This is a genomic window from Hymenobacter negativus (assembly GCF_016056375.1).
Taxonomy (GTDB): domain Bacteria; phylum Bacteroidota; class Bacteroidia; order Cytophagales; family Hymenobacteraceae; genus Hymenobacter; species Hymenobacter negativus_A.
On record NZ_JAEDAE010000001.1, the window covers coordinates 954,358 to 973,944 of the forward strand.

Genomic DNA, 19,587 nt, shown 5'->3' on the forward strand with positions numbered 1-19,587 from the left:
CAAAGTGCCCACCGTTCAAGACCTTGCCCGCCTGCTGGAGGCCGCCGCGCCCCTCGCCTACCAGGAAAGCTACGACAACGCTGGCCTGCAATGCGGTGACCCACACGCCGAAATCACCGGCGTGCTTATAACGCTGGACTGCACCCCGGCCGTGGTGGCTGAGGCCGTGCGGCGCGGCTGCAACGTGGTGGTGGCCCACCACCCGGTCATTTTCCGGCCCCTCAAGCGCCTCACCGGGGCCAACGAAGTGGAACAAACCATCATCAGCGCCCTCAAAAACGACGTGGCCATTTACGCCGCCCACACCAACCTCGACAACGTGCGCGGCGGCGTTAATGACAAGCTCGCCGAAAAACTTGGCCTGCTGAAAACCCGCGTATTGGCCCCGCAAACTGGCACCTTGGCGCGCCTCATCACCTACGTGCCCAACCGGCCCGAAGACCAGCAAGCCGACGTAGCCGGCCGCGTATTGGCCGCGCTCTACGCCGCCGGAGCCGGCCAGGTGGGCCAGTATTCCGACTGCAGCTTTCGTACCGAAGGCACCGGAACTTTCACGCCCGGCAACGGCGCGCAGCCAGCCATCGGCGCCCAAAACCAGGCCGAAACGGTGGCCGAATTGCGCCTCGAAGTGTTGCTGCCGCTGCACCGGCAGGCGGCCGTGCTGCGGGCGCTGCGGGCCTCACATCCTTACGAAGAAGTTGCTTATGAATTGATTAAATTGGAAAACACGCACCAGGAAATAGGCGCGGGCCTGGTGGGCGAGCTACCCGAGGCACTGACTCCGTCCGCGTTCCGGCAGCGGCTGAAGCGGCAGTTGCTGGTGCCCGTAGTGCGTCACACGGCTTTCGAAAAGCCCATCAAAACGGTGGCTATCTGCGGCGGGGCGGGCGCGTTTCTTATTGGCGCGGCGCGGGCCGCCGGGGCCGATGCCTACGTGACCGGCGATGTGAAATACCACGAGTTTTTTGGAGCCGAGGGCCAGCTGATGCTCTGCGACGTGGGCCATTTTGAGAGCGAACAGTTCACCGGCGAAGTGTTCCGGGATTTGCTAACGGCCGGATTTGAACGTACTTTTGCGGTCTTAATCGCTGAAACCCCTACGAACCCCGTTCAATATGACTGCTAAAAGTGCCGCCGTGGCTCCCGCCGACGTTCCCGTAGCCGCCAAGCTCGAAGCCCTGCTCACCCTGCAGCACCTCGACTCGCAGCTCGACGAAATCCGGCGTGTGCGGGGCGATTTGCCCGAGGAAGTGAGCGACCTCGAAGACGAAATTGCTGGCTACGAGGTGCGTGTGAAGAAATTTGACGAAGACATTCAGGGCCTGAACGACTTCATCAAGAGCCGCAAGCAGGCCAGCAAGGACGCTGAAACGCTCATCAAGAAGTACGACGAGCAGCAGCAGAACGTGCGCAACAACCGCGAGTTCGAAGCCATTGCCAAGGAAATTGAGCTGCAGCGCCTGGAAATCCAGATTGCCGACAAGAAAATCAAGGAGTCGCAGTACCAGATTGACGTGAAAAACGCCGAAATCAGCGGTACGAAGTCGAAGCTGGACGAGCGCCGCAAGGACCTCGACACCAAGAAAAGCGAGCTCGACACCATCATTTCGGAAAACGAAGAGGAGGAGCGTGCCATCATGGCCCAGCGCGAGGAAGCTACCAAGCCGGTGGAAGACCGCCTGCTGACGGCCTATACCCGCATTCGCGGCAACGTGCGCAACGGCTTGGCCGTGGTGCTGGTGCGCCGCGACGCCTGCGGCGGCTGCTTCAACACGGTGCCGCCCCAGCGCCAGGCCGACATCATTTCGCACAAGAAAATCATCGTGTGCGAGCACTGCGGCCGGATTCTGGCCGACGTGGAAGTGCGCACTGCATAGTTTTTGTTTGCAATGATTTGAAAAAGGAACGGCCCTGCCGTTCCTTTTTTGTTGCCGGGCTTTTGGTTTTGTTGGTTCATGCTTCGTCGGACATTTTCACTTGCTGCGCTTCACCTCCCTGCTCACCTGGCGGGGCTGGCATTGGCATTGATGAGCAGCGTGTTGCCGGCGCAGGCGAGTTCCGGGCCGCCGACCCAAGTCGTAGAAGCCCAGGAATTGGCGGCCAACACCGAACAGGCGGCCAACCAGAAACCCGAAGCCCTTACCCCTAACAGCCGCCGCGCTTACGCTGACGTCCTGAAGCTGCGCCTCGATGCGGCCCGTGCTTTGTTGCGGCCCGAGCTGGCCAGCATGCCCACGGCCCCCGCTCCCCTGCTGGTAGCCAACTGCGCCGACTTCGTGGAACTACTCATCACCCAGGATGCCGGCCGCTACGATGCCCTGACCGACGCCCAGGAAGCCCGCCTCGATGCCCTGGATGATGCGCCCGCCAGCGCCCTGCGCGACTACGCCCGGGCCGAAATCACGCTGCACCTGGGCCTTAGCCAGTTGCTATTCAAGCACGTGGTGATGGGCGGCTACCACCTACGCAGCGGCTACCATCAGATGCAGGACGTGGTGAAGCATTACCCTAATTTCCTGCCTGCCCGCAAGACGTTGGGGGTTTGCGAGTTTGCGGTGGGCTCTCTGCCCGAGGGCTACCACTGGCTGCTGCGTCTGCTGGGTCTCACGGCCAACCTGGACACCGGCTTGCAACGCCTGGCCCAGGCCGCTACGCAACCGAATGACTTCCAGCTCGAAAGCCAGATTCTTCTGGCCCTGATTCGGGAGAGCTACTACAAGAAGCCGGCTGAAGCCCTGCGACTGGCCGAACAGCTTACCATCCAACAGCCCGACAACTTGCTATTCGCCTACTTGCGTATCAGCGTGGAGAAGCGGCAGCACCACGGCGCGGTGGCCCTCGCCGCTTACCGCGCCCGCCCTACCGGGCCCGGCTACCTGCCCACCGCCTACCTGCACCACATGGCTGCCGACCTGCTGCTCTACCGGGGCGAATACGCGGCATCGGAGCGCGAGAATCTGGCGTTTCTGCACGAGTTTCGGGGCCAGCACTACCGCAAGGATGCCGCATTCAAGCTCTACCTGGCGGTGTGGCTGAGCGGGCAACCGGCCGCGGCGGCCAAATACCGCGCACTAATTAACCAACCCGGCCCGGCCGATGTGGAGGAGGACGTGTACGCCCAGCATTACTACCAGGAAGCCGTGGCGCTCAATCCCATTCTCACCAAAGCCCGGCTGCAATCGGATGGCGGTTACGACCGCGAGGCACTGGCTACCTTGCGGGCCTTCCATGCTACCCAGGCCACGCTCTGGCGCGACCGCATTGAGGCGCCCTACCGGCGCGCCCGCGCCTACCAGGGCCTCGGCCGGCTCGATTCGGCCTGGTTTTACTTCGAGCAAACGCAGACCGAGGCCGGCCCCAAAGCGCCTTATTATTACGCGCCCCAAGCTGCCCTGCAGCAAGGCTACATGGCCCAAAGCGTGGGCAACAAGCCCACGGCGCGCCTGTATTTCCGACGGGCGCTGAATTATCCCTGGCACGAATACAAAAACAGCACCGACGCCAAAGCCAAACTGGCGTTGCGCGAGTTGAAGTAGTCCGCCTTTTATTTATCGCTGAAACCTGCCAAACCGACGGCCCTCCCCTGTTATTCTGCTGTGCCTGCAACTGCTTTCGAAACCGTTCCGCTGCATGAGCTGCCTGCCGATTTTCGGGTCCGGGCGCTGCATTGGGGCGCAACTTTTCCGCACTGCACCTACTTCGAGCCCAACGACCTGGCTTACCCGCAGGGTGCGTTAGAGCGCCTACTGGCAGTAGCGCCGGCCGGAGCCCAAAATGTCCATTCGCTGGCTGATTTGTCTGGGCAGCCAGCGACTGCTGCCCCCCGTTTTGGCTTCCTGACCTACGACTTAAAAAACGACATCGAAGCCCTTTATAGCGAAAATTTTGCAGGATTCGCGTGGCCACCCTTGCATTTTTTCACGCCGGAAACCTGGTTGGTGTGGCGGGCTGATACGCTGGAAATTCACGGGCAAACAGCCGGGATTCTGGCCCGAGTTCTGGCGCAATCCGTGCCGCCGGTTGCGGCGCCAGCCGTGCCAGTTATGCGCCCACGTCTGCCCAAAACGGAATATCTGCGGGCCGTGGAAGCCATTCGGGAAGAAATTCTCAACGGGGAAGTGTATGAGCTGAACCTCTGCCAGGAATTCTACGCCGAGGACGTGGTATTAAGCCCCGTAGCGGTTTTCTGGCAGCTCATGCGGGCGTCGCCCGCGCCGTTTGCGGGCTTCGTGCGCTGGCACGACCATTTCCTGCTTTGCGCCTCGCCCGAGCGGTTCCTAGCGCACCGCCAAGGTCAGTTGATTTCCCAGCCCATCAAGGGCACCATCCGGCGCGGGCCCACGCCGGCCGAAGATGAGCAGCAGCGCCAAACCCTGTTGCACGACGAAAAGGAACGCGCCGAAAACCTCATGATTGTGGACCTCGTGCGCAACGACCTCGCCCGCGTGGCCCGCACCGGCACCGTGCGCGTGCCCGAGCTTTTCGGCCTCTATCCCTTCCGCCACCTCTGGCAAATGATTTCAACCGTCACCGCCGACCTACGCTCCGGCACCGGCCTGGCCGAAATCCTCCGCGCCGCCTTCCCCATGGGCTCGATGACCGGTGCGCCGAAAATCCGCGCCATGCAGCTCATCGAGCACTACGAACGCAGCCGGCGCGGCCTCTACAGCGGCAGCATCGGCTATGTGGGAGCCGATGGAAACTTCGATTTCAACGTCGTTATTCGCTCGCTGCAATACCGCCAGGATACCGGCTACCTGAGCTTCCAGGTCGGCTCTGCTATTACTTACGACTCTGACCCGGAGCGTGAATATGACGAATGCTTGCTGAAAGCCAGGGCTTTGCTGGAAGTATTGGGAACAGGCATTGAGTAGGGCGCGGGGGCAAGTCCCACACCCTACATTATTCTGCCATTCTGTCATTTTACCCTTGGCTGCCGTATCTTTGTCTTCCGCCGAAACGCGTTTAGAATATGGCCCAACCCCTGTTAACCCTTGATTTTTTAGATAAAGCCGCTCCCGCCGCCGAGGCTACGCCCAGCGGCGACGTGCGCGTGACGGCTGCTACCCGTACCGGCCGCCAGCGTAAGCTCTACATCGAGAGCTACGGCTGCCAGATGAACTTCTCGGACTCCGAAATCGTGTCGAGCATCCTGTTCGACGAAGGCTTCGACACCACCGACGACCTCGCCAATGCCGACCTCGTGCTGCTCAACACCTGCTCCATCCGCGAGAAGGCCGAGCAGACGGTGCGCATGCGCCTCAAGCAAATCAACTCCCACAAAAAGCGTAAGCCCGGCATGCTGGTGGGCGTGCTCGGCTGTATGGCCGAGCGCCTGAAAAGCAAGTTTCTCGAAGAAGAGAAGATTGTGGACCTGGTAGTTGGTCCCGATGCTTACCGGGATTTGCCCGGCCTCATCAGCCAGGTGGACGGTGGCCAGAAGGGCGTGAACGTGCTGCTGAGCCGCGAAGAAACCTACGCCGACATCACGCCCGTGCGCCTGAACTCCAACGGCGTAGCGGCCTTCATCAGCATCATGCGCGGCTGCGACAACATGTGCTCGTTCTGCGTGGTGCCCTTCACCCGCGGGCGCGAGCGCAGCCGCGATGCCCACAGCATCATCCAGGAAGCCACTGACTTGGTAGCGGCTGGCTACAAGGAAGTGACCCTGCTGGGCCAGAACGTGGACTCCTACAAATGGGCATCGGCCGATGGCACCGAGCACGTCAATTTCGCCCAGCTGCTGGAGCGCGTGGCTCTCATCAGCCCCGAGCTGCGGGTGCGCTTCTCGACGTCGCACCCCAAGGACATCACCGACGAGGTGCTGCACACCATGGCGCGCCACGTTAACATCTGCAAGTACATCCACCTGCCGGCCCAGAGCGGCAACTCGCGTGTGCTGGCCCTGATGAACCGCACCTACGACCGGCCCTGGTACGAGGAGCGGGTTCAGGCCATTCGCCGCATTCTGGGCGAGGACTGCGCCATTTCGACGGATATGATTGCCGGGTTCTGCTCCGAAACCGAGGAGGAGCATCAGGACACGCTCAGCCTGCTCGATTTGGTGAAGTACGACATGGCCTACAACTTCTTCTACTCGGAGCGCCCCGGCACGCTGGCCGCCCGCAAGCTGGCTGATGACATTCCGCTCGAAACCAAGAAGCGCCGCCTCCAGGAAATTATTGATTTGCAGCAGCTCCACGCTCGGGCCCGCTACACCCGCATGGTGGGCAAGGTGCATCAGGTGCTGGTCGAAGGCCCGTCCAAACGCTCGGCCGAGCACCTCAGCGGCCGCAACGACCAGAACCAGGTAGTCATTTTCCCGAAAGGCAATTTCAAGAAGGGCGACTACGTGAGCGTACTGGCAACCAGCACCACCGGTGCCGCATTGCTGGGCGAGGCGGTTGTGTAACGAATATTCAAAGGCTAAATCATCATCCCAATGACAATTGTAAACAGCCTGCTCGTGTGGCAGATTTTCCTGCTTATCGGGGGAGGTTTTATTGCCTTCCTGGTTATCCGGTTGCTCTGGCGCATGAATTTTCCTAAAAAATAATTTTACGGCTGAATTATTCTGATTCGGTCCTCTGAATGACACCTTCCGAAATCCAATCCATCAAGCTCCGGTTCGGCATCATCGGCAACGCGCCAGCGCTGAACTACGCCATTCAGGTGGCCGCGCAAGTCGCGCCCACCGACATGACGGTGCTCATCACCGGCGAAAGCGGGTCGGGCAAGGAGTCGTTTTCCAAGATTATCCACGCCCTGTCGCCGCGCAAGCACGGGCAGTTCATCGCCATCAACTGCGGTGCGATTCCTGAGGGCACGATTGACTCGGAGTTGTTTGGCCACGAAAAGGGCTCTTTCACCGGAGCCAACGAGGCGCGCAAAGGCTACTTTGAGGTAACCAACGGCGGCACCATTTTCCTCGATGAAATCGGCGAGATGCCGCTGGGCACCCAAGCCCGCCTGCTGCGCGTGCTGGAGAATGGCGAGTTCATTCGCGTGGGTTCCAGCAAGGTGCAGAAAACCGACGTGCGCGTGGTGGCCGCCACCAACGTGAACCTGCTCGACCGCGTGCAGGCCGGCACCTTCCGCGAAGACCTGTACTACCGCCTGAACACGGTGCCCATCACCGTGCCGCCGCTGCGCGAGCGCGGCGACGACATCTACCTGCTGTTCCGCAAGTTTGCGTCGGATGCGGCCGAGCGCTACCGCACCCGGCCCATCACACTGCTGCCCGATGCCGTGCCGGTACTCACTCGCTTCCGCTTCCCCGGCAACATTCGCCAGCTCAAGAACATCGCCGAACAGATGTCGGTGCTCGAAACCGACCGCGACGTGGATGCTCGCCGCCTCGCGCCCTATCTGCCGCAGGACCAGGCCAGCCGCCTGCCCATGCTGCTGGGCCCGGGCGCGCCCGACGGGGCCGCCGCCGGCTACTCCGAGCGGGATTTGCTCTACAAAATCCTGTTCGACATGCGCCGCGACATGACGGACCTCAAGAAAATGGTGCTGGAGCTGGCCACAGGCCAGCGCCCCCACGAGGCCCAAGAGCTCCTGCGTCAAAACAGCCACCTCTTCAACAATACGGCTCCCGCCGGCACGTTTGACAGCGGCCAGGCCGCCGAGTATTTCCTGCCCGCCGCCCCCAGCCCTTACAACAGCGAGCCGGCCACGAGCTACGACGACGAAACCCCGGTGGAGGACATTCCGCACGAAACCGAGGAAGAAACGCTGTCGCTCGATATCAAGGAACGCGAGATGATACTCAAGGCGTTGAAGAAGCACAACAACAAGCGCAAGTACGCCGCCCACGACCTGGGCATCTCGGAACGCACCCTGTACCGCAAACTCAAGCAATATGACCTGGAGCAAGTGTAAAGCCGCTTTTTATTCGGTCGCCGCGCTTTGCTTGGTGCTGGGACTGAGCAGCTGCGGCGTGTACTCCTTCAACGGCACCAACATTGATCCAGCGGTGCGCACCATTTCCATTGCCACGATTCAGAACAACTCGCCTTCGGGACCGGCCTTTCTCACGCAGCGCTTCACCGAGGATTTGAAGGACTATTTCCAGCGCAATACCAATCTAAAACTCGTGCCCCGCGACGGCGACCTGCAATTCGACGGCAACATCGTGGCCTACGACTTTGCGCCGGCCTCCATTCAGCAGGTCAACGGCGTGTCGCAGGCCGGCTCAAACCGCCTCACGATTCAGGTCAAAATTCGCTTCACCAACACCAAGGACGACAAGCAGAGCTTCGAGCAGGTGTTCCAGAATTTTGACGATTATGCGGCCAACCGCAACATTTCGACCATCAACAACGACCCCACCGCCGTGCGTACCACCACGGATAAAATTATTACCGACATTTTTAATAAGTCGGTAGCTAACTGGTAGTCGGCGAATAAATTGGGGTTTGGGGCAGTTGGCCGGCAGAGGAATTACGCACTGAATTTTCCGGGAAATATCAATTAACTGCACGCTAGCAGCAGGTGTATCTGCGTAAATTAGCGTAATGTTGCACCCCCATTAATGGGTCCGATGCGCTGATTTACGGCTTTGCTCCGAAACTCAGTTCTTCCCAATTACCGCTTCCACTGCCTGTTTCATCTGTGACCCGCGCTACGCTTCTGCACGTTCTCGACCGCCCCACCGCTTTGGGGCCGGCCGAAGTGCGCGAGCTTGAGCAGCTGGCCCAGGCCTTTCCCTATTGCCAGACTGCCCACCTGCTGCTGGCCAAAGCCGCTCACGACCAGGGCACCATGCTGGCCAGCCAGCGCCTGCGCCGCGCCGCCACTTACGCTGCCGACCGCAGCCTGCTGCGCCGCCTCATCGAGCAAGTGGAAGCGGAGCCCGTAGCTCTTCCGGTTTCCGGGGCTGCGCCCTCCATTGAGAGTCCGCCCCCGGTTGCAATCGAGCCAGCTTTCGTGGCCGAAGCCACGCCAGTTGCTACGCCACAGCCAGCAGCGCCGGTTGCGGCGGAAATCCCTGCCCCCGCACCGGCAGCCGTTGTCATTGCTGCAAAGCCCGAACCGATTACAGCGGTTGAGGAACCCCAACCAGTGGCCACAAGTCCGGCAATGCCGGCGGTTTCCGTTGAAATTGAACAGGCCTTGCCATCTGCCGTGGCCGCGCAGTTGTCTGTAGCACCGGCAGCTATTGCAGAAGTCCTCTCCGAAGCAGTTCCCCCGGCTGAATCCACCCAAGCCACGGCCATCGTCCAGGAAGAAAAGCCAGCGGTGCCGCAAGCCGCGCACGAAGCTTCTCCTCCGTTTCCAGTTGAATTGGAGCCGGCAACGCCAACGGCGGCCCCACCCCCGATAGAATTGGTCGACCAAGAAGGGGTTGAGATAACGACCAGCCCCCTGGCCGAGCCAGTGGCAGCAGTTGAAGTGCCTGAAATAATTTCGGCACCGCTAATTGACGCACCCGAGGCCATTGCAATTGCCGACGAATTACCGGCCCAGGCCCCCGCGATTCGGCCACCGGTAGAAGTGGGCGAAGCGAGGTTCGAATTTGGCCTAGCCGATGCGCCGCCCGCCGCCGTAACGAGCTATGAGCTGCCCGGCCTGGTTGATGAATGGGCCGCATCGGCGGTTACCCGCAGCCTGGGCAGCCCCGACGCATTTACCCTGCCGGCGACGGCCCCGGCCGCGCCGGTGTTCACCCCGGCCGCTTTCACCGGCGATGCCGTGGTGGGCTACGCTTTCGGCGAAAGCAGCCGTCTGGGCTTGTCCATGCAGCTGCTGGACCTGCTGACTGCCAAGGCCGAAGCCGCCGAAACCGCCACCGCCGTGGTGGCCGCCGCCCAGCCGCCGGCCGTGCCGCTCCCCCCCACCGGCACCTTCTTCGAGCCGGACCCGCTGCTGCTCGACCACTGGGCCACGCACTGCCCCGCCCCGCCCGAGCTGCCTTCTACCATTGACCTCATCAACAACTTCCTCAAGCGTCAGCCGCGCCTCACGCGGCCGGGCATGCTGCCGCCCACGCCCGGCGGCCAGCCCGACTTGAGCGTGCGCAGCACCCGCTCCGAACCCGACCTCGTTTCCGAAAATCTGGCCCGCATCTTCGTGCGGCAAGGCAAAACTGCCCGGGCCATTGAGATTTATGAAAAGCTCATGGTGAAGCAGCCGGAAAAAATGGCGTACTTTGCAGCCCAAATAGAATCATTGCAACCTTCAGCGTAATTTGCTTTTTCAGCTTCTTTACCCCTCATGTACATCGCTCTCATCATCCTCATTCTCCTGGTATGCTTCCTGCTGGCCCTCGTAGTGCTGGCCCAAAACCCCAAAGGGGGCGGAATTTCCAGCCAGTTTAGCGCCGGCGGCGCGGCCAGCATGATGGGCGTGAAACGCACCGGCGACCTGCTCGAAAAACTCACCTGGGGCTTTGCTATCGGTTTGGTGGTGCTGTCGCTTGGGTCGCATATGCTCACCTCCACCGGCGGTGGCCCGGTGCGCAGCGTGAACCAGCAGCGCGCCCTCGAAACTAAGCTGCCGGCTCCTACCGCCCCGAGCGCGCCCGCTCCGGCTGCTCCGGCCCCCGACGCAACTGCTCCCGCTACTGGCACCACGACGCCAGCGCCGGCTACTACGCCTGCCAAATAATCGCGGCTTCTACTCCGAACCGACAAAAGCCGGTGCTTCTCCAACGAGGGGCACCGGCTTTTTTGTTGGGCAATGCAAAGGGCCGACGCGGCATTGATGCGCAGGTGAACCAGCCACTGCTGCCGGCGCGTCCGTCACTTCTGCCACGCCCAGCCATAAACCTGCCCATTTTGTCAGGTTTGTGGCGCTGGCACGGGAAATGAGAATAGGCCGGACACCTAGTATTTCAACTTAATCCAACCCAAATACACCCAAAATGGCACTTAGCATGAAACCGCTGGCTGACCGCGTAATTGTTCGCGCCGCCGCCGCCGAGGAGAAAACCAAATCCGGCATCATCATCCCCGATACGGCCAAGGAGAAGCCCCAGCGTGGCGAAGTAGTAGCCGTGGGCGAAGGCAAAACCGCCGACAGCGGTACCATCATCAAGCCGCAGGTGGCCGTGGGCGACCAGGTGCTCTACGGCAAGTACGCCGGCACCGAAATCACCGTCGATGGCGAAGACCTGCTCATCATGCGCGAGTCGGACATTTTCGCCGTGCTCTAAGCCCGCCGAGAATAACTCATAATTCATAACTCCTAATTCTTCCCAACGTGGCTAAGAACATCCAATTCGACACCGACGGCCGTAGCAAACTGCAGGCTGGTGTGAACAAACTGGCAAACGCCGTGAAAGTGACCCTCGGCCCGAAAGGCCGCAACGTCATCATCGACAAGAAATTCGGCGCTCCCTCCATCACCAAGGACGGCGTGACCGTGGCCAAGGAAATTGAGCTGCGCGACCCGATTGAAAACATGGGCGCCCAGCTCGTGAAAGAAGTGGCTTCGAAAACGGCCGACCAGGCTGGTGACGGCACCACGACGGCTACGGTTTTGGCCCAGGCCATCTACACCGCTGGCTCGAAAAACGTGGCTGCGGGCGCCAATCCGATGGATTTGAAGCGTGGCATCGACAAAGCAGTGCAGGCCGTGGTGGCCAACCTGAAGACCCAGTCGAAGAAGATTGAAAACTCGTCAGAAATTGCCCAGGTGGGTGCCATTTCGGCCAACAACGACATGGAAATCGGCAAAATGATTGCCGATGCCATGGACAAAGTGGGCAAGGAAGGCGTCATCACCGTAGAAGAAGCTCGTGGCACCGAAACCGAAGTGAAGACGGTGGAAGGCATGCAGTTTGACCGCGGCTACCTCTCCCCTTACTTCGTGACCAACCCTGAGAAAATGGAGGTTGAGTTCGACTCGCCCTTCGTCCTCATCTACGACAAGAAGGTGAGCACCATGAAGGAGCTGCTGCCCGTGCTGGAGCAGGTGCTGCAGACCGGCAAGCCCCTCGTTATCATTTCGGAAGATGTGGACGGCGAAGCCCTCGCTACGCTGGTGGTGAACAAGCTGCGCGGCTCGCTCAAAATCGCAGCCGTGAAAGCTCCCGGCTTCGGTGACCGCCGCAAGGCCATGCTGGAAGACATTGCTACCCTCACGGGCGGTACCGTTATCAGCGAAGAGCAGGGCTACAAGCTCGAAAACGCGACCCTGGAATACCTGGGCACGGCCGAGAAAATCATCATCGACAAAGACAACACGACCATCGTAAACGGCAAGGGCTCGAAAGACGCCATCACCGCCCGCGTAGGCCAGATTAAGGCCCAGATGGAAACCACTACGAGCGACTACGACAAGGAGAAACTGCAGGAGCGCCTCGCCAAGCTAAGCGGCGGCGTGGCCATTCTCTATATCGGTGCCAGCACGGAAGTGGAAATGAAAGAAAAGAAAGACCGCGTTGACGATGCCCTGCACGCCACTCGCGCCGCCGTTGAGGAAGGCGTGGTGCCTGGCGGTGGCGTGGCTCTGGTGCGTGCGCTGGACGCTCTGGATGCTATCGACACGCACAACCAGGACGAGAAAACCGGCGTGAACATCATCCGCACGGCCTTGGAAGCTCCCCTGCGCACCATCGTGGCCAATGCTGGTGGCGAAGGCTCGGTAGTGGTGCAGAAAGTGCGCGACGGCAAAGCCGACTACGGCTACAACGCCCGCGAAGACCGGTACGAAAACCTGGTGGCCGCCGGCATCATCGACCCCACCAAGGTGACCCGTCTGGCCCTCGAAAACGCTGCTTCCATCGCCGGCCTGCTGCTGACGACCGAAGCCGTGATTTCGGACGAGCCCGAGCCCAAAGAAGCTGGCCATAGCCACGGCGACGGCGGCATGGGCGGTATGGGTGGCATGGGCGGCATGATGTAAGTCGAGCCGCTGGCAGCCCTGCTGTTAGCTCAAGAGAAGGCCCTGCCGGTATTGCCGGCGGGGCTTTTTTGTGCCCGGAGGAATTCTCAAACCGCAGAATGGCTCCGCCGCTACTGTACCTTGGCGGTCGTCGCCGGCTACATTACTCGTCCATTTGCACGCAGCCCCATGATGCCCAATATCCAACCCCACTTAGAAAACCAGCAGGTACTGTTGTTGCCCTTGCAGGAAATTGATTTTGAAGCCCTATACGCTACGGCTGCCGACCCAAGCATCTGGGAGCAGCACCCAAACAAAGACCGGTGGCGGCCGGAAGTATTCAGGACGTTTTTTGATGGCGCTATGCAAAGCCACGGCGCCTTCAAAATCGTAGACAAAGCAACCAACGAAGTAGCTGGCAGCACACGTTTCTACGGGTATAACGAGCAGGACAACAGCATTCTGATTGGCTACACGTTCTATGCCACCCGGTATTGGGGAAAGGGCTTTAATAGCGGCGTGAAGGCGCTGATGCTGGACTACATTTACCAGTTTGTCTCGCAGGTATATTTCCACATTGGCGGGCAGAATACCCGTTCACAGATAGCCATCGGCCGCATGGGCGCCGAGAAGATTGCCGAGGAAGAAATAGCGTATTTCGGCGAGGCACCCAAGCTCAACTTTGTCTATCGACTCACTAAAGAAAACTGGCTTGCCCGTCAGTAGCGCCCTTCATCGAGCGGTGTGTAGTGCATAAAAAAAGTCCCCGGCGCCGATGGTGCCGGGGACTTTTTTTATGCAAAAGGCAATTACTGCGCCACCGGCGCGGGGTAGTTGCGGGCGTCCATCATCTTGGCCAGCTTGCCGCTGATGAGGAATAGAATAGCGGCAGCGGCGGCGGCCGAAACCACGAACACCATGAAGAAATCGTAGAGGCTGGTGATGTGGAAGCCCAGGATTTCCGGCGCGGGGGCCGTCGATTTGGGGTCGGGGTAGAGGCTGCTCATGTAACCGGCCAGGTAGTTGGCTGCCGCGTTGGCAAGGAACCACACGGCCATCAGCAGCGAGGCGAATTTGGCGGGAGCCAGCTTATTTACCAGCGAGAGGCCGATGGGCGAAAGGCACAACTCGCCCACGGAGTGCAGGAAATAGAGCGCCACCAGGAAGAACATGCTCACCTTCACGCCGGGCTGCAGGTTGTGCACGCCGAAGCACATCACGAGGTAGCCGGCGGCGAGGCAGGCCAGGCCAATGGCCATTTTAAGAGGCGACGGTGGCTCGGCCCCGCGGCGACCCAGGGCCGTCCAGACCATGGCCATGAGCGGCGCGCCCACCACCACGAAAATGGCGTTGAGGTTCTGGAAGATACTGGCCGGCAGCGTGAAGCCGAAGATGGTGCGGTTCATCTGCTCATCGGCGAAGAACGTGAGCGAAGCCGGGGCCTGCTCAAACGCGGCCCAGAAGAACACCACGAAAAACGATACGATGAAAATCACCATGATGCCCTTGATATCGGCCCCACTTAGGGATTTATCGCTGAAAATCATGTAGGCGATGCCCACCACGGCCACGCCTAGCAGCGGCGCAATAGTGGGGAACTTGGCCGAATCGAGCCACAGAATGCCCAGAATAATGGCCAGCAGCACCGGCAGCAGCGCATAGATGCCCATCACGCCGCCCGATTGCACGGGGGTTTCGCCCACCTGTGTGCCGTCGGGCGTGTGCAGGTACTTGCCCTTGCCCCAGTTAAAAATCACGGTACCCAACAGCATGGCAATGCCGCAGGCCAGGAAGGCCCAGCGGAAATCGGCGGGGTTGCCGGTGTCGCCGATGAGGCTGGTGATGGTGTTGCCGATGAACGAGCCCAGGTTGATGCCCATGTAGAAGATGGTATAGGCCGCGTCCTTGCGCTTGTCGGCCGGGCTGTAGAGAGAGCCCACCATGCTCGAAATATTGGGCTTGAAGAAGCCGTTGCCCACAATCATCACGCCCAGGCCGAGGTACAGCATCCAGTGGCTCAGGGCGTGGGTTTCGGCCGCGCCGTAGTTTGAAGCCGAGAAAAACAGCGTGAACTGGCCCAGCGCCATCAGCAGGCCGCCCGTGAGGATGGAGCGGCGGTTGCCCCAGTAGCGGTCCGAGATGAAGCCGCCGATAAGCGGCGTGAGGTACACCAGGCTGGTGTAGCCGCCGTAGAATTTGGACGCGAAGGCCTTGTCCATCATCATGGCCTTAGTGAGGAACAGCACCAGCACGGCGCGCATGCCGTAGTAGCTGAACCGTTCCCACATTTCGGTGGCGAACAGCAGGTACAACCCGCGCGGGTGGCTCGTGGATTCCGCGGCGAGCGGTTGCTCGGTCTGAGCAGAAATGGTTTGCATTGAAGAAAACTAGGGGTGAGAAATAAATGGAAATCGGTTGAAAAGCGGCGCGCTGCATTCCTGATGCAATACGGGCACGGTAAATCTAGGAAAGTTTCGGCATTATGAAGCCGGGGGCACTGTACCGGTATTCAACAAACCGTCATGCAGAGCGCAGCGAAGCATCTTGCCCGCAATAAGTAATCCATTCGATTTGCATAGTGGTGGCAAGCAAGATGCTTCGCTGCGCTCAGCATGACGGTCTTTCTCCGGCTTGCTACGATTCAGTCTGGCCAGCTTTAACCACTTTGCCCGCCGAATCGCTCCGGTACGCTTTTGCCCGGTAAGCCCCCGGTGCCAGCCCGGTTTGCTTGCGGAAAAACCGCGTGAAATACCCCGGGTCCACGAATTGTAGCTCGTAGGCAATTTCGGCCACCGAAAGCGAGGTGTACAGCAGGTAGTTGTGCGCCCGCCGAATGGTGTGGGCCTGCACTATCTGCTGGGCCGTTTTGCCCTTCACCGCCTGGCAGATGCGGTTGAGGTGCACCGGTGTAATCTTGAGTTCCTGCGCAAAATCCGAAATTTTCTTCTCGAATGGCGCGGTGCGTTCAATGGCTTTCTGGAACTCGCGGAAGTAGTGCAGGGCACGGTTGGGGCTTTCCCCCTGGCCCCGGTGGTGGTGCAGCAGCCGAAAAATCTTCACGAACAGCAGCTTAAAATAGCCATTGAGCGCGAGCTGCTTGCCGGGCAATTCCGAGTTGATTTCCTCGTGAATCTGCTGTTCCAGGGCCGATAAATCGGTAAAGCTGACTTCGGAAGTGAATTCGGACAGAATGTGCAGCGCGTTGATTTCGACCAGCACGCCGGGCGTGGCCTGCAGTATGGTGTCGAGCAGCGCCTCTGATAGTGTGAGGGTGCGGCCCTTCACCTGCGGGCTAAAGGTGAAGCCGTGCACGGTGTTGGCAGGAATGATGACCAGGCAGGGCGTGCGCAGCTCCACCAGCTCGGTGGCCTCGAAGGCGGCGCGGCCGGCTTCGAGAAAAAACAGCTGGAACAGGTTTTCGTGCAGGTGCGGCTTCAGGCCCCAGTCGGTGACGCGCTGCCGGGGCACGATGAGCTGGCTCTGGAGGTAGTCGTGCGAAATCCGGGCCTTGTGGTCGCCGTAGATTCCGTTGTAGCGCGCAATGTCGGTGGCCATAACGAACAAATTTTATAGGGACAAAGGGAACCTGCCGAAAGGGCAAAACCGGAGGATGATTGAATTATTCTGGCCCGAATGGGCTTAGGGTGCCACCTTTTGCAGCACACGGCGCAGCTTGGGCCATATCAGGTTTGATTTGTCCCGGTAAAGAAACGAATTGTTTCACTACCGGTCCGCCCGCCGATTCTACCTTTGTATCCTCAGTCACGAGAATTCCCACCCAACACTTTCATAGCCATGCAAGAAGCTCCCACCTCTGCCGTCGACGCCCGCAATCGTTTGCAGCCGCTCGGCTTCCGCGAAACCGCCACCGTCCACCTCAACCCGACGCCGGCCGAGCTCATCGAGCACGCCCTGCGCAACGGCGAAGGCCAGCTCACCGACACCGGCGCGCTGATGGCCGACACCGGCAAATTCACGGGCCGCTCGCCCAAAGACCGGTTTGTGGTGAAGGACGCCAACACCGAAAACAGCGTGTGGTGGGGCGATATTAACATCCCTTTCGACGCCGACAAGTTCGACCAGCTGCACCAGAAAATGGTGGCCTACCTGGCCGATAAGGAGCTGTACGTGCGCGAAGCTTACGCCGGCGCCAATCCCGACTACCAGCTCAAGCTGCGCATCGTGAACGAGCAGGCCTGGCACAACCTGTTTTGCTACAACATGTTCCTGCGCCCCGAAGAAGGCGCCGACACCAGCTGGACGCCCGACTTCAGCATCATCTGCGCCCCTGGCTTCGAGGCCGACCCGGCCGTGGACGGCACCCGGCAGAACAATTTCGCCATCATCAACTTCACTAAGAAGATGATTCTGATTGGCGGCACGGGCTACGCCGGCGAAATGAAGAAAGGCATTTTCGGCGTGCTGAACTACCTGCTGCCCCACGAGCACAACACGCTGAGCATGCACTGCTCGGCCAACGTGGGCAAACAGGGCGACACGGCCATCTTCTTCGGCCTCTCGGGCACCGGCAAAACCACCCTTTCGGCCGACCCCAACCGCGGCCTCATCGGCGACGACGAGCACGGCTGGACGCCCGACGCCGGCATCTTCAACTTCGAAGGCGGCTGCTACGCCAAAGTCATCGACCTGAGCAAGGAGAAGGAGCCCGAGATTTACGATGCCATCCGCTTCGGCTCCATCGTGGAGAACACGCGCTTCATCCCCGGCACCCACACCGTGGACTACGCCAACAAGTCGGTGACGGAGAACACCCGCACCGCCTACCCCATCAATTTCATCCCAAACGCCATCGAGCCCGGCGTGGCCGACGCGCCGAAGAACATTTTCTTCCTCACGGCCGACGCTTTCGGCGTGATTCCGCCCATCAGCAAGCTTGATAAGTCGCATGCCATGTACCTGTTCATGAGCGGCTACACGGCCAAGGTGGCCGGCACGGAAATGGGCGTGACCGAGCCACAAACCACGTTCTCGGCCTGCTTCGGCGCAGTATTCCTGCCGCTGCACCCCACTAAATACGCTGAGATGCTGGGCCAGAAAATGGACGAAAACCCGGATATCAACGTGTGGCTCATCAACACGGGCTGGACGGGCGGCAGCTACGGCACCGGCCACCGCATGAAGCTGCCCTACACCCGCGCCATGATTACGGCCGCGCTGAACGGCCAACTCGACGACGTGAAATTCACCAAGCACCCCGTGTTTGGCATGATGGTGCCCGGCGCCGTGCCCGGCGTGCCTTCCGAAATTCTGGACCCTCGCAACACCTGGGCCGACAAGGAAGCTTACGACAAAACGGCCGCGGACCTGGCCGAGAAGTTCGTGGAGAACTTTAAGAAATACGCAGACTTTGCCAACGAGGAAATCCTGGCTGGCGCGCCCCGCGTGGCTGTAGAAGCCTAGGGTTTCGCAGTAGTTCACTCACCAGAAAGCCCCGTCGGTTGCAGCCGACGGGGCTTTTGCTGTATAATGGCTGGCAAGTTGGGCAACTGAACGGCTAACCCACCAGCTGCTCGACGGGAATGCGCTGGCCGTTCTTAATCAGCCATTCGCTGAAGGTTTGCAGCTCGGGGTTCAACTCCCGCGAGAAGGCCAGGTTGCGGGCCTTGAGGGAATCTTCGGCAAAATCCCGCTGAAACTGGAACATGTTCCCGAGGTCATCGGCTCCGGGAAAGCCCAGGCTGCGGTATTGCTCGGGCGTTAGCTCATTGTAGGCAATGGGCAGGCCGAAAACTTTGGTCATAATATGAGCCATTTGCTGCCCCGTGAGCTGCTCCCCGGCAATGCCAACGGTTTTGCCAATCAGCGCCTTGCCCTTTTTGAAGATGCCCAGCGCGCACTTCCCGATGTCCTCGGCGGCCATGCCCGATAGCTTGCTTTGGCCCAGCGGCAGGCTGATGGCCAGCTTGCCGTCCGGTCCCGGTTTCGGCCCCATGCCGAAGTAGATAAAGTTCTCCCAATAGAACGAGGTGAGGAGGAAAGTGGTAGGCACTTTGAGGTCGGAGAAATAATGGTTGGCGGCCCCTTTGGCGTCGAGGTGGGGCACTTTGTAGTTGCCCATCAGCGTCGGCATTCGGTTGTCGGACAGCGGAATCCACTTCCGCGAGTCTTCCAAGGTCGACCAGATGACATGCTCAATGCCAGCGTATTTAGCCGCTTCGGCCATGTTGCGGGCCTGGGCATCTTCTTTCTCGGGCGAAAAATGCTCCCAGAAAAAAGTGACGCAATACGCGCCGTAAGCGCCGGCCATTGCCCGGCGGATGCTCGCCGGGTCGTCGAGGTCGCCGGCCACCACCTCAGCCCCGTGCCGCGCCAAATGCTGCGCCTTGGTCGACTGAATATCGCGGGTGACGGCGCGCACGGCAAATTCTCCCGTTGCATCCTTCAAAATTGCGCGGACCAGGCCGCCGCCCTGAGCCCCGGTGGCCCCGAAGACGGTGATGATTTTCTTTTGCATAGCTCAGGTGTTTGATAGACATAAAACTGAAAACGTTACTATAATAATTAATATATAATATATTAATTTAAATCGCAATGTCAATTGTTTCCGTTAACGGCTACTTGCCACCCGACAGCAACTCCACCCAGCACTTTTATAGGAGTTGATTTTACTGCCATTCAGCAGCTTACCTACAGTACAGAATCAGCAATTTCGGACTATTCCTGAACCTGAAAACACCTTTTCGCAGCCGAATGGTGGTTTTTCTGAATGGCAACGCTGGGACCGTTAGCAAGCGT

Annotated in this window: 16 protein-coding genes; 13 read left to right on the plus strand and 3 right to left on the minus strand. The window is 60.0% G+C overall.

Features of this window, described 5'->3' with window-relative positions; all coding sequences use genetic code 11:
• Nucleotides 1-4: 4 nt before the first annotated feature.
• The 12 genes from I7X13_RS04120 (at nt 5) to I7X13_RS04175 (ending at nt 13,557) form a co-directional block, all read left to right on the plus strand.
• Nucleotides 5-1,126, plus strand: coding sequence for a Nif3-like dinuclear metal center hexameric protein (locus tag I7X13_RS04120; protein ID WP_198074445.1), 1,122 nt, complete (start codon nt 5-7; stop codon nt 1,124-1,126).
• Nucleotides 1,116-1,877 (plus strand): zinc ribbon domain-containing protein, encoded by a 762-nt coding sequence (locus I7X13_RS04125; protein ID WP_198068607.1) that lies wholly within the window; start codon nt 1,116-1,118, stop codon nt 1,875-1,877. Before I7X13_RS04120 ends, I7X13_RS04125 begins: the two co-directional genes overlap by 11 nt.
• A 78-nt stretch (nt 1,878-1,955) precedes the next feature.
• Nucleotides 1,956-3,536, plus strand: a complete 1,581-nt coding sequence (locus I7X13_RS04130) for a DUF3808 domain-containing protein (RefSeq protein WP_198074446.1) — start codon at nt 1,956-1,958, stop codon at nt 3,534-3,536.
• Nucleotides 3,537-3,596: 60 nt separating this feature from the next.
• On the plus strand, nt 3,597-4,874 hold the full coding sequence (locus tag I7X13_RS04135) for an anthranilate synthase component I family protein (RefSeq protein ID WP_198074447.1): 1,278 nt from the start codon (nt 3,597-3,599) through the stop codon (nt 4,872-4,874).
• A gap of 98 nt (nt 4,875-4,972) precedes the next feature.
• On the plus strand, nt 4,973-6,412 hold the full coding sequence (gene miaB / locus I7X13_RS04140; RefSeq protein WP_198074448.1) for a tRNA (N6-isopentenyl adenosine(37)-C2)-methylthiotransferase MiaB: 1,440 nt from the start codon (nt 4,973-4,975) through the stop codon (nt 6,410-6,412).
• A 179-nt stretch (nt 6,413-6,591) separates the two neighbouring features.
• The gene (locus tag I7X13_RS04145; protein WP_198074449.1) at nt 6,592-7,884 is read left to right on the plus strand and encodes a sigma-54 interaction domain-containing protein; all 1,293 of its coding nucleotides are present in this window, start codon (nt 6,592-6,594) and stop codon (nt 7,882-7,884) included.
• 34 nt (nt 7,885-7,918) lie between these two features.
• On the plus strand, nt 7,919-8,401 hold the full coding sequence (locus tag I7X13_RS04150; RefSeq protein ID WP_317191519.1) for an LptE family protein: 483 nt from the start codon (nt 7,919-7,921) through the stop codon (nt 8,399-8,401).
• A 215-nt stretch (nt 8,402-8,616) separates the two neighbouring features.
• Nucleotides 8,617-10,191 carry a hypothetical protein gene (locus I7X13_RS04155; RefSeq protein WP_198074450.1) on the plus strand — a complete coding sequence of 525 codons (1,575 nt, stop codon included), beginning with the start codon at nt 8,617-8,619 and terminating at the stop codon, nt 10,189-10,191.
• Nucleotides 10,192-10,218: 27 nt separating this feature from the next.
• Entirely contained in the window at nt 10,219-10,611 is a 393-nt protein-coding gene (gene secG / locus I7X13_RS04160; protein ID WP_198074451.1) for a preprotein translocase subunit SecG, read from the plus strand.
• A 256-nt stretch (nt 10,612-10,867) separates the two neighbouring features.
• Nucleotides 10,868-11,158: a co-chaperone GroES gene (groES, locus tag I7X13_RS04165; protein WP_198068620.1), complete on the plus strand. Its 291-nt coding sequence runs from the start codon at nt 10,868-10,870 to the stop codon at nt 11,156-11,158.
• A gap of 47 nt (nt 11,159-11,205) precedes the next feature.
• Nucleotides 11,206-12,852, plus strand: a complete 1,647-nt coding sequence (gene groL / locus I7X13_RS04170) for a chaperonin GroEL (RefSeq protein WP_198074452.1) — start codon at nt 11,206-11,208, stop codon at nt 12,850-12,852.
• A gap of 120 nt (nt 12,853-12,972) precedes the next feature.
• Nucleotides 12,973-13,557 carry a GNAT family N-acetyltransferase gene (locus tag I7X13_RS04175; protein WP_211531982.1) on the plus strand — a complete coding sequence of 195 codons (585 nt, stop codon included), beginning with the start codon at nt 12,973-12,975 and terminating at the stop codon, nt 13,555-13,557.
• An 83-nt stretch (nt 13,558-13,640) separates the two neighbouring features.
• Here I7X13_RS04175 and I7X13_RS04180 read toward each other — a convergent pair whose 3' ends face one another.
• Nucleotides 13,641-15,209: a peptide MFS transporter gene (locus I7X13_RS04180; RefSeq protein ID WP_198068624.1), complete on the minus strand. Its 1,569-nt coding sequence runs from the start codon at nt 15,207-15,209 to the stop codon at nt 13,641-13,643.
• 256 nt (nt 15,210-15,465) lie between these two features.
• The gene (locus I7X13_RS04185; RefSeq protein ID WP_198074453.1) at nt 15,466-16,386 is read right to left on the minus strand and encodes an AraC family transcriptional regulator; all 921 of its coding nucleotides are present in this window, start codon (nt 16,384-16,386) and stop codon (nt 15,466-15,468) included.
• 240 nt (nt 16,387-16,626) lie between these two features.
• Here I7X13_RS04185 and pckA point away from each other — a divergent pair, with 240 nt between their 5' ends.
• Nucleotides 16,627-18,252 carry a phosphoenolpyruvate carboxykinase (ATP) gene (gene pckA / locus I7X13_RS04190; RefSeq protein WP_198074454.1) on the plus strand — a complete coding sequence of 542 codons (1,626 nt, stop codon included), beginning with the start codon at nt 16,627-16,629 and terminating at the stop codon, nt 18,250-18,252.
• 94 nt (nt 18,253-18,346) lie between these two features.
• Here pckA and I7X13_RS04195 read toward each other — a convergent pair whose 3' ends face one another.
• Nucleotides 18,347-19,306, minus strand: a complete 960-nt coding sequence (locus tag I7X13_RS04195) for an NmrA/HSCARG family protein (protein ID WP_198074455.1) — start codon at nt 19,304-19,306, stop codon at nt 18,347-18,349.
• Nucleotides 19,307-19,587: the final 281 nt, after the last annotated feature.

Excerpts from the sequence above, each read along its gene's own strand:
- I7X13_RS04125 (WP_198068607.1), top strand. The coding sequence starts at position 1,116 with ATGACTGCTAAAAGTGCCGCCGTGGCTCCCGCCGACGTTCCCGTAGCC.
- I7X13_RS04130 (WP_198074446.1), top strand. The coding sequence starts at position 1,956 with ATGCTTCGTCGGACATTTTCACTTGCTGCGCTTCACCTCCCTGCTCAC.
- miaB (WP_198074448.1), top strand. The coding sequence starts at position 4,973 with ATGGCCCAACCCCTGTTAACCCTTGATTTTTTAGATAAAGCCGCTCCC.
- I7X13_RS04145 (WP_198074449.1), top strand. The coding sequence starts at position 6,592 with ATGACACCTTCCGAAATCCAATCCATCAAGCTCCGGTTCGGCATCATC.
- secG (WP_198074451.1), top strand. The coding sequence starts at position 10,219 with ATGTACATCGCTCTCATCATCCTCATTCTCCTGGTATGCTTCCTGCTG.
- groES (WP_198068620.1), top strand. The coding sequence starts at position 10,868 with ATGGCACTTAGCATGAAACCGCTGGCTGACCGCGTAATTGTTCGCGCC.
- I7X13_RS04180 (WP_198068624.1), bottom strand. The coding sequence starts at position 15,209 with ATGCAAACCATTTCTGCTCAGACCGAGCAACCGCTCGCCGCGGAATCC.
- I7X13_RS04185 (WP_198074453.1), bottom strand. The coding sequence starts at position 16,386 with ATGGCCACCGACATTGCGCGCTACAACGGAATCTACGGCGACCACAAG.
- pckA (WP_198074454.1), top strand. The coding sequence starts at position 16,627 with ATGCAAGAAGCTCCCACCTCTGCCGTCGACGCCCGCAATCGTTTGCAG.
- I7X13_RS04195 (WP_198074455.1), bottom strand. The coding sequence starts at position 19,306 with ATGCAAAAGAAAATCATCACCGTCTTCGGGGCCACCGGGGCTCAGGGC.